This window comes from Streptomyces sp. NPDC046308 (genome assembly GCF_055588065.1).
On the sequence record NZ_JBVJFB010000001.1, the window covers coordinates 1,628,041 to 1,640,944 of the forward strand.

Annotated in this window: 8 protein-coding genes; 3 read left to right on the top strand and 5 right to left on the bottom strand. The window is 76.1% G+C overall.

The genetic code is table 11. The annotated features are described in order from the left end of the window. Positions 1 to 28: 28 nt before the first annotated feature. A complete protein-coding gene (locus ACZ6JT_RS07110) occupies positions 29 to 928 on the top strand; it encodes an ion transporter (protein ID WP_469207991.1) in 900 nt (299 codons plus the stop codon). A 9-nt stretch (positions 929 to 937) separates the two neighbouring features. On the opposite strand, the gene ACZ6JT_RS07115 is transcribed toward ACZ6JT_RS07110, so the two are convergent. The 4 genes from ACZ6JT_RS07115 to ACZ6JT_RS07130 are packed head-to-tail and all read right to left on the bottom strand — an operon-like array spanning position 938 to position 9,093. After that, positions 938 to 4,597, bottom strand: a complete 3,660-nt coding sequence (locus tag ACZ6JT_RS07115; RefSeq protein ID WP_469207993.1) for an SAV_2336 N-terminal domain-related protein — start codon at positions 4,595 to 4,597, stop codon at positions 938 to 940. After that, complete coding sequence (locus tag ACZ6JT_RS07120; protein ID WP_469207994.1) at positions 4,594 to 5,709, bottom strand: AAA family ATPase; 1,116 nt, start codon at positions 5,707 to 5,709, stop codon at positions 4,594 to 4,596. The genes ACZ6JT_RS07115 and ACZ6JT_RS07120 overlap by 4 nt, the downstream gene beginning before the upstream one ends. Before the next feature lie 40 nt (positions 5,710 to 5,749). Then, a complete protein-coding gene (locus ACZ6JT_RS07125; protein WP_469207996.1) occupies positions 5,750 to 7,834 on the bottom strand; it encodes a VMAP-C domain-containing protein in 2,085 nt (694 codons plus the stop codon). Continuing rightward, positions 7,831 to 9,093, bottom strand: a complete 1,263-nt coding sequence (locus ACZ6JT_RS07130; RefSeq protein WP_469207998.1) for a hypothetical protein — start codon at positions 9,091 to 9,093, stop codon at positions 7,831 to 7,833. Before ACZ6JT_RS07130 ends, ACZ6JT_RS07125 begins: the two co-directional genes overlap by 4 nt. A gap of 793 nt (positions 9,094 to 9,886) precedes the next feature. Between ACZ6JT_RS07130 and ACZ6JT_RS07135 the strand changes: the two genes are divergently transcribed. Together ACZ6JT_RS07135 and ACZ6JT_RS07140 are read left to right on the top strand one after the other, a co-directional pair. Continuing rightward, the gene (locus ACZ6JT_RS07135) at positions 9,887 to 10,870 is read left to right on the top strand and encodes a trypsin-like serine peptidase (RefSeq protein WP_469208000.1); all 984 of its coding nucleotides are present in this window, start codon (positions 9,887 to 9,889) and stop codon (positions 10,868 to 10,870) included. Between the two features lie 120 nt (positions 10,871 to 10,990). Then, positions 10,991 to 11,593: a TetR/AcrR family transcriptional regulator gene (locus ACZ6JT_RS07140; protein ID WP_469208002.1), complete on the top strand. Its 603-nt coding sequence runs from the start codon at positions 10,991 to 10,993 to the stop codon at positions 11,591 to 11,593. A gap of 180 nt (positions 11,594 to 11,773) precedes the next feature. Here ACZ6JT_RS07140 and ACZ6JT_RS07145 read toward each other — a convergent pair whose 3' ends face one another. Further along, positions 11,774 to 12,721: an oxidoreductase gene (locus tag ACZ6JT_RS07145; RefSeq protein WP_469208006.1), complete on the bottom strand. Its 948-nt coding sequence runs from the start codon at positions 12,719 to 12,721 to the stop codon at positions 11,774 to 11,776. Positions 12,722 to 12,904 lie beyond the last annotated feature (183 nt).

Here is a 12,904-nt window from a genome sequence, read left to right on the forward strand (position 1 = left end):
CGGTGCAGACGAGAGTACGAGGAGCACGATGAGAGACCCGAAGCCGGCCGGACGCGGCCGGATGAAGCTGGCAGCCCGATGCCGGGTGGCCACGGAGGCCCCCGCCTTCGGGTTGGTCGTCTTCTGCGCGATCCTGCTCAACGCCGCCCTGATGGGCGTGGAGACGTACAGCGGACTCGCCGCGGACCACCGGCAGCTGCTGGAGGCCGCGGAGAACTGCTGCCTCGCCCTGTTCAGCCTGGAGATGATGCTGCGCATCGGGGCGTGCGCGGACCGGCCGAAAGCATTCTTCCGCGACCCGTGGAACCTCTTCGACCTCGCGGTCGTGGCCTCGGCCTTCGTCCCGCTCGTACGGGAGAACACCACCCTGCTGCGGATGCTGCGGCTGGCCCGCGTCCTGCGCACCGCGCGCTTCCTGCCGCACCTGCGCATCCTGCTGATCGCGGTCGGCCGCAGCCTGCCGGGGACCGCCAGCTTCCTGTTCGTCGGCGCGCTGGTGCTGTACGTCTACGCCATGGTCGGCTGGGTCTGCTTCGCCGACTCCGACCCGCAGCACTACGGTTCGGTGGGCCGCGCGATGCTCACGCTGTTCCTGCTGACCACGCTCGACGGCCTGACCGACGCCGTCCGGGCGGGGCTGCAGATCTCCCGGCTCAGCATCATCTACTACGCCTCCTACGCGCTGCTCGCCTCCTTCGTGCTGGTGAACGTCCTCATCGGGGTCGTCCTCAACTCCCTCGACGAGGCACGCGAGATCGAGGACGCGGCCGACCGCGACCTGAAGCAGCCGGGGCCGCCGCCGACGGACGCGGACGTACGGGACCGCATCGCGACGGCGCGCCGTGCCCTGGACGAGATCGAGGCGACCCTCACCTCCGTGGACGGCCGCCCGCCGCGGCGGCTGGAGGCCTCGCACAGCGGACCCTGAGGAGCCGGGTCACCCGTCCTCGGGGTCGAGGAGGCGGATGTCCCACGTGCCGTCCGGACGCCGGTGGACCGCCCAGCGCCCTGGCTCGTCGGTGAAGGGGGCCACGGCGCCCGGGCCCGCTTCGAAGCGCACGCCCTCGAAGCGGACCCGGCCCTGGAAGACCGCGTGCGCGAGGTCGACCGGTCCGTGGAACACGGCGCCGCCGCAGACCAGCCCGCGTTCCCACGCGGCGGACGCGAAGGAGACCGGCCCGGCGAAGTCGGCACCGCTCAGCCCGGCCGGACCACCGAAGACGGTGCGGGAGAAGTCCGCCGTCCCGGTCACCCGCATCCCGTTCAGGTCGGCCGCCGATTCCAGCGCGGCCTGGCCGAAGGAGACCCCCTCGAGGAACTCGGTGTCCGTGAACTCCGCCGAGCCGCGGAAGACCGTACGGCGGAACGTACCCGCACGCTGGAAGAGGCTCCTGTCGAAGACCGCGACGCCGTGGAACACCGCGCCGGTGAAGGAGGCCCGCCCCGCGACGGCGGTGCGCACGAACACGGCCCGGCCCGCGAACACGGCCCGGGAGAAGGAGGCGCGCCCCGAGAACTCGGCGTCCACCGTGTTCCAGTCGTCCACGAAGTGGGCCCGGTCGAAATCGGCCGGCCCGAGCCTCACGCGCCGCGAACGCGGCTGCCGCACCGCCTCCAGGACCTCCTGGAGCAGTCCGCCCTCGAAGGTGGTGCCGCGCAGGTCCAGGGGCGATCCCGGTTCGAGCGTCCCGAGGTAGGCCCGCTGCTCCGCGCTCGCCAGATGGGCCAGGCACCGGTCGTAGCCGGGCAGCCGGATACCCGTGCACGGGGTGCGGGGGGAGCGGACGGAACGGCGGCCGCAGACCGGCCAGTCGACGCCCTCGCCCCGGAGCTCACCGGCCTCCGTCAGGGCGAGGCCCAGTTCGGCGGGGTCTGCGGTGCACAGCCAGCCCTCCGCCGCGCCCCCGACCGGCGCGAGGGCGCGCAGCGCCGCGGGACCGACCAGCTCGCGGAGTTCCTCGTACACGGGAGGGGAGACGGCCACGGCGAGGGGTCCCGCCGTCGACCCGGTCCGGTCCATCTGCCGGAGCACGCGGACGGCCTCGGAGGCGGGCGGCCCGGTGACGGCGGGAAGTCCGTCCGAGAGGCCTTCCATGGGCCCGGCGGCCACGGCCACGCGGAGGGAGAAGGGTCCGCCGTCCGTCCGCCGGCTCGCGAACACGGCGATGGCGCCGGGCAGTTCGGACAGAAGCCGGCCGGCCTTGGCGAGGGCTCCCGGCGCGTCCAGCAGCAGGAGCGCCGTCGCGCCGTCCCCGGCGCCGACGATCCGGACGGCGATGCCCGTGTCCCCCACCAGCCGCACCATGAGGTCCCTCATCTCCGCGTCCGGCGAGCTTCCGGTCGGGTACACGTTGTCGTCGGCGGGCAGCACCGCCAGGCACACACCGGAGTCCTCCGCCGGGTGCGCCCGCCCGTGCTCGGCCATGGCCTCGCGGAAGCCGGGGAGTTCCCGCAGCGCGCGGCCCGACAGGAACACCATGCGGTCCGGCCAGACCCCGTGCACGACGCCGACCAGCTCGCCGGCGCGGGAGACCGGGCCGCCGCGGTAGTGCGTCCAGCTCTCGGGCTCGGCGGAGAGCCGGACGAGCTCGCCGTTGCGGGCGCCGTCGTTCGGGACCACCTCGCCCGTCAGCGCGACGGGTTCCCCCCGGTCCGTCAGGCCGTCGACGCGGACGCGCGCGGTCTCCGTGTCCGCCTCGACATCGGCCTCCGCCTCCGTCTCCGCCCAGGGCAACGGCTCCGGCCGGCCCGCCCGGTCCGCCCGGTCCGTCCATTCCTCCAGGTCCTCGTCGGCCAGCAGCAGGGAGACCCGGGGCAGTGCGTCGTCCCACCACACCGGGCGGCAGGAGACCTCCCGGGCGCCGGCCCGCACCCAGGCGACCGCGCCGCGGGGGAGCGGGGCGTCGCCGACCGTGAGCACCAGCTGTGGCGTCAGCAGGGTGCCGACCTCCTGCGGCTCCGGCATGGCGTCGTAGCGGACGCGGACGACCCGGTCCGGCAGGCCCGGCTCGTGCGGCGGCGCCGCCGCGAAGGGCAGCGCCTCGTCGGCCACCGTGCGGCGGCCCGTCCCTCCCGGGGTGACCCGGACCGCGGTGAAGTCCGGTGCGGGTCGCCGGTTGCGGGACACGAACTCCCAGACGCGGCGGCGCACCAGCTCCCGTACGGCGGCCACGTCTCCGCGCAGCTGCGAGCCGAGCAGGACCTCGCGCACCCCCGGCAGGAAGTCGAACTCGGCGTCCTCGGCCGCCTGTTCGGCGCCCCAGGGGGCGAGGAGCCCGCCGAGGGCGACCTCCGCGAGGTGGCCGTGCTCGGAGTCCCGCAGCAGGGAGCGCCGCACCAGCGTCATCACCGGCAGGGTCAGCGGCACGGCCGCCAGGTGGGCGGCGAGCTGCTGCGCGGTCGGGGAGGCGTTCGCCCGGAAGCGTTCCACCACCTCCAGGGGGCTGCGGGCGGCGGTGGGGGCGGGATCCTCCGGGGTGCTCGCGCCCCCCGGCCCGGCGTCCAGCCGCAGGCAGGCCAGCCGTCGCCACCGGCCGTCGCCGGAGACCACCCGCACCAGCCGGGCCAGGCTGCCCGAGGCGATGCCGACCACCGGTACGACGGTTGCGGCGGCGGCCGCGCGGCGGCGGCCGGCGCCGGACCGCCGGGTGGCCGGGACCCGCTGCCAGGACCGGGTGGCGGCCGCGGGCCGGTCCGCGCGGACGGCGAAGGGGACGGGCCGGACGGCGCCGCGCGTCCAGAGCCTTTCGGGCAGGACGTTCAGGACGGCCACGGCGTTGTGGGCGCACCAGTGCCGGAGCACGCGCTGCACGGGTGCCTCCCGCCAGCCGCCCGCCACGGTGTCGGAGAGTACGAGGATCAGCCGGCGGCCCGCCGGGTCGGCCAGTTCCAGCGGGTTGCGGGGCGGGCCGCCGCGGCCGCGCGTGAGCATCGGGGTGGCGCCGGGGCCGGTGCCGGTCAGCTGCCAGGTGCGTACGTCGCGGAAGACCCCGCTGCGGGTCAGAACGCCGCGGAGTTCGTCCACGAGGTCCGACCACAGCAGCATCGAGTGGTGCGTGTCGACGACCAGTGCCAGGTCCAGCCAGCGGCTCTCGGCGGGCCGCAGGACCGGGGTCGCCATCCTCCGCTCGATGCTGCGCTCGACGGTGAGCTGCTCGTCCAGTTCCTCCCCGGGGCCGCCGATGGAACGCCGGCCGACGGGGCGCAGGGAGCGCATCAGGGCGAGCGGATCGTCGAGGGAGGCGGCGCGGGGCAGCCGTACGGGCGAGCCCCGGCGGCCCGCGGCGGTGTCGGCCGGTTTCCCGGCGGGACCGGGCGGGGCGGCCGGGAAGAGCTGGACGGCGGGCGTGCCGCCGTCCGGGCGGTCGGGCCCGGATGGCGGGAGGGTGTCGGGACCGGCCTCGGGCGGGGCCGGTTCGGGGGCCGGCGGCTGCTCGCCCGTCGGGTCGGCGGCGGGCGCGCCGGGCGGGCGGGCCCCGGCCGGGTCCACCCGGGCCGCCAGCCACAGGATGTCGGCGAGCTCCTCCACGCCGACGCCGGTGCGGGGGCCGCCGTCGTCGGCGCCCTCGGCGATCGCGGCGAGCAGCCTCTCGATCACGCCGTGGGCCCGGTCAGGTGCTGCATGACGGTGGCGAGGAAACGGTCGCGGTCCCCGGGGGCGGACCAGGCGCCGGCGAGGCGCAGCTGGATGGCGTTGAGGAGCTGGTCGGTGGCGAGGTCCCCGTCCTCGCCGCGGTCGAGGAAGCTCCGGACGAGCTCCTGGTACTCCTCACCCGTCTCGATGTCGACGCCCAGCCGGCGGCGCACGATGCGGGCGAGCTTGTCCGGTCCGGGCGGCTCCACGTGGAGGCGGACGCAGCGCCGCAGGAAGGCGGGCGGGAAGTCGCGTTCGCCGTTGCTGGTGAGGACGACGACGGGGAAGTACCGGCACTGGACGTGGCCCTGGGTGATCCGCACGCCGGCTTCGGGGTCGTCGTCGGTGCCGATGGCGACGGTGGGGTCCTCCTGGGCGAGGCGGGCGAGTTCAGGGATCTGGAAGCCGCCGTCCTCGAAGATGGTGAGGAGGTCGCCGGGCAGGTCGATGTCGCTCTTGTCGATCTCGTCGACGAGCAGGACGCGGGGCCGGTCCTGCGGGAGCAGTGCGGTGCCGAGCGGTCCGAGGCGCAGGTAGCGGGAGATCGACGGGGCGCCGGCGGGGACGGCGGCGGCCGGGTCCGGTGGCGGTGGTACGGCCGCCGCGCCGGGCGCCCCGGCGCCCGCGGGGTGCGCGCCCGGCGTGCGCAGCTGTTCCAGCCCGGCCTCCTGGAGGCGCCCGATGGCGTCGTACAGGTACAGCCCGTCCCGCAGCACGGTCCGGCTGGTGATCGGCCAGTGCAGTACGGGGCCCAGGCCCAGGTCCGTGGCGATGCTGGCGGCGAGCGTGGACTTGCCGACGCCCGGCTTCCCGGTGACGAGCAGCGGCCGGCGCAGGTACAGGGCGGTGTTGACCACGTCCTTCTCCGCCTCGTCGGGTACGTAGCCCACGCCGCGCCGCCAGGTGCGCTCCCAGGCGGGTCCCGCGCAGCCGGGTGGCCGGTATCCCGGGTCGGGGATGCCGGTGAAGTCCCGCCAGGGGGGCGGGGATCCGGCCTCCAGCCGGGCGCGCCGGTCCTCGCCGGGTCCGCTCCCGTGGTACAGCCACCAGTCCTTCGCCACTGCCTGTGCCTCCATCGTCCGTGTCGCGGTCTGTCGGTGGTGGGTGGTCGGGGGGTCAGGCCAGGGACCGGTGGCCCGGCACGTCGTCGGGATCGTCCCACAGGAGCACCAACTGGTCTCCCCCGGGCGGAGGTTGGCGGGCGCTCGCGGCGTCCGCGGCCGCGCCCGGGGCGCGCGCGGCGGCGAGCGCGGCCGCCCGGCGCACCTCCCGCACGCGCGCGGGCAGTGCCAGTACGTCGAGCGCGCCGGGGTCGGGCCGGCCGTCCGGCCCGGCCGGTGCGAGCAGGTCGAGGAGCGCGGGCGCCGGCAGGCCGCCCCCGCGCCGCCACACGGCCACCGGTACCCCGCCTTCGAGTACGGCTTCCAGCAGCCCGGCGTGCGGCGCGGCCGTCGTGTGCGCCAGGACGCAGGCGGGCGCGGGCCCCTCGGCCAGTTCCAGCCCGAGCGCGTCCGTGACCTCGGGGTCCGCCACCACCCGGACGGCGTCGGGGTGCCGGCCGCCCCGGGCGCACAGCCACCGCCAGGAGGTGTGCCATTCGGCCCGGGTGTCCGCCCGCTCCTGCGGGCAGCGCACCACCACCTGGTGGAGCCGGCCGAGCGCGTGGGTCCGGCCCCGCGGGCCGCGGGGCACCGGCCACTGGTCGAAGTCGGCGTCGAGCAGTTCGTAGGGCACGTGGAACTCGATGCGGTCCACCGTGCGGTGCGTGCGCCGGCCGGCCTCCGCGTTCCCGTCCGGCGTCGCCCCGATGAGGACCAGTTGACGTACGAGTTCCTCCCGTACGGCGTCCAGCCGGACCGGTGCGCCCTCGGACTCCCATATGTGCTCGGTCCGTTCGCCGTGCAGCCACATCCGGGCGAGGTGGCCGGGGCCGCCGTCCGGCGGCGCCTCCAGCCGGACGTGCACGACGGTCCTGGGCGGGGCGGGCGGGGGCTTGGGCACCGCGGGCAGGCCGAGGCGCTCGCGGGTGGCGTGCACCCAGTCCGTCAGCCGGCCCGCCCAGGCCTGGTCGCCCGCCTTCGCGGCCCGCTCCGCGAGGAGCCGTACGAAGGGCACGGCCAGCGGCATCCCGCCGCGCCCGCCCTGGCGCTCGTCCAGGTCCTGGACCACCTCCAGGAGGCTGTCCCCGGGCAGGCCGGCGCGCACCGGGGTGGTGCAGCCGGCCACCTTGAACGCCCAGGTGTAGGCCTCGTGTGCGCTGCGCGGCAGTTCGCGGCCTTCGAAGAGCTCGCCGAGCCCGTCCCAGGCGGGCTGGTCGAGCCGGGCGGCGCGGGGCTGCCGGGGCCCGGGCGGCCCGTCGTCGAGGAAGGAGCAGGCGTCCCAGTCGCGGTCCACCACGAACTGCGGCAGCTGCCAGCCCTCGCCGCGCTCGCGCAGCTCCTGGAAGGAGCGGTGGATGCTGAGGGCGGCGCCGGGCAGCCCGCTGACGCTCTCCCGCAGGGACCGGTGCCCGATCTCCCCGAGCAGGGCCTCGGTGAAGCGGCCGGCCCCGCGTTCGGCGTCGTTCTGCGCGGCCTCGCCCTCCCGGGAGGCGTAGAGCCGGAACTGGCGGCGGCCGGGCACCGAACTGCCGCCGCCGTAGTCGGTGGTGCCGAAGTTCCACCGGGCGTCGCGGGGCGCGTCGACCCGGCAGGAGTCCACGAGTGCGGCCTGGAGCGGGAAGCGGCGCGGTTTGACCAGGTCGGTCCGCCACCAGCGCAGCGCCGAGTCGAGGTTGAGGTGGCGGATCTGGCCGCGGCTGGCGTCGGCGCAGGGCAGCATCAGCTCCTGGCGCGGGCCGAGGTAGCCGTGTCCGGCCCAGAAGATCCACAGCAGGTCGCCGTCGCACTGCGGGAGTTCGTCGAGCAGCACCGCCTTCACGTTCTCCTCGGTCGCCGGGCGGTGCGCGGTCCGCAGGGCGGCCATGGCGGGCGTGTCCGTCCAGTCGAGGTCGTCCGGCGCGTCGAGCGGGGACAGCAGCAGCCGGACGTTGCCGGCGGGCACCTCGGCGGGACCGGTCAGCCAGCGGGCGAAGCGCAGGGCGTCGCGGGCCGGGCCGCGCAGGTTCCAGTGGTGGCTGATCTCGTAGCGCTCGACCCCGGCGACGAGCGCGAAGGTGCGCCGCGGCCCGAGGGCCGGGGGCAGGAAGTCGGCGGGAGTCACCCGATCTCCGCCTCGGCCACCGCCTGTTCGATCCGCTCGTAGAGGGAGTCCTGTTTCCAGTAGGCGCTGTGGCAGGCCGGGAAGGGCTGGCGGCTGCCGACCTCGTGGTCGGTGACGCGCGGGTCGCCGGGGAAGACCGGTCCGGCGAGGTAGGAGAGCACGTCCTGGCGGTCGTAGACGTTGAGCCAGCGCGGGAAGCCGTACGGGAGTTTCGCGCCCGGTTCGAGCGCGGTCAGTGCGCCGAGCTCGTAGAGGAAGGGGGCCTGGGAGCCGACGGTGACGAGCAGTTCGGCTCCGGGGACGGCCTCGCCGCGGGCGGCGGCCAGGGCGAGGAGGTCCACCAGGGCGATCCCGCCGAGGCTGTGGCCGATGAGTACGGTGGGCGCCGGGTCGGCGGCGATCCGGGCGTGCAGGAAGGTGCGCAGGTCGTGGCCGCGGGCCTGGTAGCGCAGGATGTCGCCGAGCGCGGGCGTGGCGCCGACGGTGAGCGAGCCGCGCCAGGCGTTGAGCAGGGGCTGGGTGGTGACCCGCAGGGCGAGCCGGCCCAGGACGGCGGCCGCGCGGGCGCCGGGCACCCGGGCGTCGCCGCCGAGGCGGGTGGTGAGCAGTTCGACGAGGCGGTCCCGTTCGGCGCCGGTGCAGTCGGCCTCGGCTCCGGCGCGGGCGAGCGCGGCGGCGGTCACGGCCCGGGCGAGGGCGGTGGCCAGCTCGCGCGCCTGCGGCTCGCCGGCGGCGCGTGCCCCGGCCCGGGCCGCCTCGGCGGAGCGGGCGGTGGTCTCCAGGGCGGCGGCGAAGTCCGCGGCGAGTCCGGTGCCGTGCAGCAGCGCGCCGAGCTCGTCCCCGGCCCGGGGCGGCGCCGGCGGTAGCGCGGCCAGCAGCCCGAGCACCCGGGCCCCGGCGGGCTGGACGCCGGGCATCGCGAAGCCGTCGTCCTCCGCGTCGTCGCCGGCCCCGGCGTCCCGGCTGTCCCAGCCGGCCTCGGCGAGGACGCGCAGCTCGCACAGCGGGTCGGCGAGCAGCAGCGCCCACTCGGCCGTCTCGGCGTCCACGGGGTCGGGCTCGGCGTCCGGACCCGGCCGCCGCAGCCCGGGAACGGAGCGGCCGCCCGCGCCGAGGGTCGCACCGAAGCGGTCGCCCCAGTAGCAGGATTCGACGGCCGCGTCGGGGAATCTGGCCGTCAGCCGCTCCCGTACCAGGGCGAAGAGCCGGTCGTGCCGCTCGCGCCGTACCCCCGTGCCGTGGACAAACAGAAAACGCATCGCCGCCCCGCCCCCCTACGTACGGTCGCCCCCGCCCGCACCATAGCGCCGCGCGGGTGACGAGGGGCGTGGAACCGGGAGTTCGGGGCCCCCGCCGCTCCGGGGCTCCCGGCTCCCCCGGGCTCGGCGGCCGCGCTGCACCACCGTCGCCCGGACCTGGCAGCGGGTACCGGTCGGCGGAGACGATCGAGGCGTGGTGGCCCGCGAGGAGCGGGAGGCGGTCGCGGGGGCGGCGCGGCCGGGCCGGGCTCCGGCGCGGCCGGCGGTGTCGAGGTCGGGGTGTCCGGCCGCGAGCCGGCCGGGGCGGTGGACGGCGTCGCCGAGCCTGACGGTCAGCAGCGCGTCGAGGTCGGCGGGGCCGCGGACGGGGGTGGCGGCGAAGCCGTCCTCGAGGTCCGGCTCGAGGACGACCGGCCGGTGGCCGGGGTGGGCGTCGTGCCGGCTGCGGATGTCGGCGAGGCAGCCGGCGACGCGGGGAAGGTCCTCGGCGGCCCCCGCCGGAGACGCGGGCCACGACCGCCGGCAGGGCGGTCACCGCCCCGACCACCGGCAGGGCGGTCACCGCAGCCGCCGTCCGCTTCCGCGCTCTCCTACCCTGGCTCCTGTCGATCAAGGTGGGGCCGCTCACGGCGCCTGGAGCGCAGGGCGGTCGTGTGGACGACAGAAGGCGAGGACGACCCGCACACGGCCATGCGGTCGGCTGTGAGCACGGACACGTCCGGTTCCCGGAACCCGGACCGCCGTCCCCCCATCGAACGAGGCGTCAGACGTGTCGGTGGGGTGGGAGCAGCAGATGGCCAGCAGGGTTGACGGGCGCGGGCGGGGACGGGAACGGGGGCGGGAGCAGGGCCGGAGCGCACGGGGCTCCCTGCTCCTCGGCCTGCTCTGCACCGTGGTCCTGGCGGGCCTCGGGTACGCCGCCTGGGAGCTGCGCGGCATCGCCGCCAACCGCGCCGACGGGGACCCCGCCCGGGGCACCTACCAGCAGGACCCCGAACGCGCCGACAAGACCGCGGGCGCCGTCCTGGACGGGATCGTCCGGGAGGACCCGGAGGAGGCGCCCGACGGCAAGGCCTTCGCCGGGGGCAGCGCCCCCGCGAACTGGCGGACCACCGGCTGGCAGCCCTCCGATCCGCTGGAGACCCGGCCCGCCCCCGCCGAGCCCGCGATCGGAGCGCTCTTCTCCCCCGGCTCCGACGGCGACCCCGACCACCACTGCTCGGCCGTCGTGGTCCACTCCCCCACCGGCGACCTCATCGCCACCGCCGCCCACTGCGTGTACGGCGGCGGCTTCCGCACCAACCTCGCCTTCGCCCCCGGCTACCACGACGGCGTGGCCCCGTTCGGCGTCTGGGTGCCCACCCGGATCGACGTCGACCCGCGCTGGACCGAGGACCAGGACCCCGACCACGACGTCGCCTTCCTCCGACTGCGCCGGCCCGGCTACCCCGGCCAGCGGCTGGAGGACGTCACCGGAGCCGAGACGATCGCCTTCCGGCCCGAACTGCCCGCACCCGCCCGCCTGGTGGGCTACCCGAACTACTCCGAGCAGCCGCTGGAGTGCCGCAACACCGCCCGCGCCGCGGGCCCCACGCAGCTGCGGCTGGACTGTGCGAACGTGCCCAACGGAACCAGCGGCGGCCCCGTGCTGACCGACGGCCGCACGCTCATCGGGGTGATCGGCGGCCGTGACGGGGGCGGCGACGACGAGACCTCGTACAGCGTCTACTTCGGCGACGACACGCGGGCGCTGTACGAGCGCGCCACCAAGCCCTGATCCAGGTCACCAACGGAAGTCACGAAGGACCTTTCCGGAACCGTCTTCCAGTTCCGCGATCTTGCTACGCTCGGTGGCGCAGATTCCGGACAGCACCACGCACACCGACGGGACCGCAGCATGTCTCCCAAGCAACAACGCGGCGAAGCCACCGTCGACCTGCTCCTGACCTCCGCGCTGCGCGTGTTCGCCGAATCCGGTCAGCAGGGCTTCACCGTGAACGCGGTCGTCTCGGCCAGCGGGGTCAGCCTCGGCAGTCTCTACCACCACTTCGGCAGCTTCGACGGCCTCGCCGCCGCGCTGTACATCCGCTGCATGGACATGCTGTGCGACGACATGGTCGCCGCGCTCACCCGCTGCCGCACCGCCCGCACCGGGGTGCGCTCCTGGGTCTCCGCCTATCTGGCCTTCACCCAGGAGCACCGGGACGTCGCGCTGTTCCTGCACGCCTCCGCCTACTCCGGCTACCTGGTGGCCCACGCCGAGGAGATCGGCGCGGCCAAGGCGGAGAAGTTCGCGGCCATCATGCAGTGGCTGGGGGTCCGCATGGAGCGCGGCGAGATCGCCCCGCTGCCGGCGCCCGTGATCGAGGTCCTGGTCATGGGCCCGCTCGCCGAGGCCGCCCGCCGCTGGCTGTCCAGCACCTACGAGATCGACCTCACCGAAGCCGCCCGCCACCTCCCGGAGCACATCTGGCGCTCGCTGCGCCCCGAACCGGCCTGACCGCCCCGAGGACCACCGCAGGGGCGTGGACTGCTGGGTGGTTGTCCGTATCGTCGTCGCTCATGCCGCCGAGTCTCCAGCGCGGGCGGCGCCCGGGTCAGGCCCGGGCCGGGGCGCCCGGAGGCGACCCGGGGGCGGACGGACTCACGGCGGGGGCGCCCGCGCGGCCGCGGGGCCGGATCAGCGCGGCAGGGATGCGTACGAGACTCCCGTGAGCTTCTCGGACGCCGCCCACAGCAGTTCGCCGGCCTTGTCGTCGAGGGTCCACTTCGCCCGCCACGACGGCGCCGGCGCTCCGCGCCAGCCGAACCGCGGGCCGATGAACGCGTCCTGGCGAACGCCGGGCGCGGTGGCCGCGTACAGGGTGGGCAGTGCGCCCGAGGCGGTGGGCTGGGCGAGGACCGCGTTGCCGAAGGCCGCCACGCGCGAGTTGAGGCTCGGCCCCTCCACCTTCGAGGCTCCGGAGTGCAGGTTGCTGGAGGCGTAGCCGGGGTGGGCCGCGGCGGCGGTGATCGTGGAGCCGGCGGCGGTGAAGCGGCGGGCCAGCTCGTGCGTGAAGAGCAGGTTGGCGGTCTTGGAGCGGCCGTAGGCGACCCAGCGGCGGTAGCCCTGCTCGCCGGAGAGCGCGTTCAGGCCGCCGCCCTCGACGTCGATCCTCCCCAGTACGTGGAAGCCGCTGGAGACGTTCACGATGCGGGCCCCGGGGGCGGCCTGCCGGAGCCGGGGCAGCAGCAGTCCGGTGAGGGCGAAGTGCCCGAGGTGGTTGACGCCGAACTGGGTCTCGAACCCGTCGGCGGTGCGCCCGTACGGGAGCGCCATCACCCCGGCGTTGTTGACCAGCAGGTCCAGGGCGGCGTGCCGCTGCCCGTACGCGGAGGCGAACTCTCGCACCGAGGCCAGGTCGGCGAGGTCCAGCTCCATGAACTCCGCCTCGGCTCCCGGCACTTCCGCGCGGAGCCGGACCAGCGCCGCCCGGCCGCGCGCCGCGCTGCGGCAGGCCAGCACGACCGAGGCGCCGTGCCGCGCGAGCTCGCGGGCGGTGACGTAGCCGATGCCGCTGTTGGCCCCGGTGATGACGGCGGTCCGGCCGCTCTGGGCGGGGATCTTGCTGGCGTTCCAGCCGGGCATGGCGGCTCCCTCGTCTCGCGGTGGGTCACCGAGGGTAGACCCCCCGGCGTCGCGGGGGCGCCGTAGGGGCGCCGCGGGGCGCCGCTTCGGGGCGCCGCGAGGGCTCCGCAGCGGCCTTGCGAGGGTGGGCGCGGGCCCCGCATCCGCAGGCCAGTAGGCTGCGGGTCCGCCGTCTTTCCCCTT

What these genes read in the sequence shown, in the direction of transcription:
- ACZ6JT_RS07145 (WP_469208006.1), bottom strand. Translation starts at nt 12,721, where the DNA reads ATGCCCGGCTGGAACGCCAGCAAGATCCCCGCCCAGAGCGGCCGGACC.
- ACZ6JT_RS07135 (WP_469208000.1), top strand. Translation starts at nt 9,887, where the DNA reads ATGGCCAGCAGGGTTGACGGGCGCGGGCGGGGACGGGAACGGGGGCGG.
- ACZ6JT_RS07120 (WP_469207994.1), bottom strand. Translation starts at nt 5,709, where the DNA reads ATGGAGGCACAGGCAGTGGCGAAGGACTGGTGGCTGTACCACGGGAGC.
- ACZ6JT_RS07130 (WP_469207998.1), bottom strand. Translation starts at nt 9,093, where the DNA reads ATGCGTTTTCTGTTTGTCCACGGCACGGGGGTACGGCGCGAGCGGCAC.
- ACZ6JT_RS07140 (WP_469208002.1), top strand. Translation starts at nt 10,991, where the DNA reads ATGTCTCCCAAGCAACAACGCGGCGAAGCCACCGTCGACCTGCTCCTG.
- ACZ6JT_RS07110 (WP_469207991.1), top strand. Translation starts at nt 29, where the DNA reads ATGAGAGACCCGAAGCCGGCCGGACGCGGCCGGATGAAGCTGGCAGCC.